Source organism: Psychrobacter sp. Rd 27.2 (genome assembly GCF_001921755.1).
GTDB lineage: Bacteria > Pseudomonadota > Gammaproteobacteria > Pseudomonadales > Moraxellaceae > Psychrobacter > Psychrobacter celer.
Genome location: NZ_MRYB01000081.1, coordinates 1 through 442, shown reverse-complemented (window position 1 = coordinate 442; position 442 = coordinate 1). Strand labels below are relative to the sequence as shown.

Genomic DNA, 442 nt, shown 5'->3' with positions numbered 1-442 from the left:
GGCCAAAGTGGATAGCAATATTCGCCGGCAAGGCGAAGAGATAGAGGCAGGTGAAGCGGTATTGACAGTCGGTAAGCGCATAAACCCTGCTGATATTAGCCTACTTGCAAGCTTAGGTATCAGCCAAGTCAGCGTCTTTGCGCCGCTTATCGTCGGGCTACTGGCAACAGGCGATGAGCTGGTGGCTGTCGGTGATGCGCTGACAAGTCTGGCACAAATATACAACTCCAACACCCCAACGTTAAAGACTTTGCTGGCTGATTTGCCGATTACCATTCGCGACTACGGCATTATCCCTGATGATTTGGATAAGACCACGGCTGCTATTAATGAAGCCGTGCAAGACTGTGATGTGCTAATCTCGACCGCTGGCGTGTCGGTGGGTGATTATGATTTTTTGACTACCGTCATCGAGCAGCTCGGGCAAATTAACCATTACAAA

The 442-nt window shown here is 50.0% G+C and carries 1 protein-coding gene; it reads left to right on the top strand.

Translation table 11 applies throughout. The annotated features are described in order from the left end of the window. A partial coding sequence (locus BTV99_RS12685) for a molybdopterin-binding protein (RefSeq protein WP_256713797.1) occupies positions 1–442 on the top strand: 442 nt, incomplete at both ends.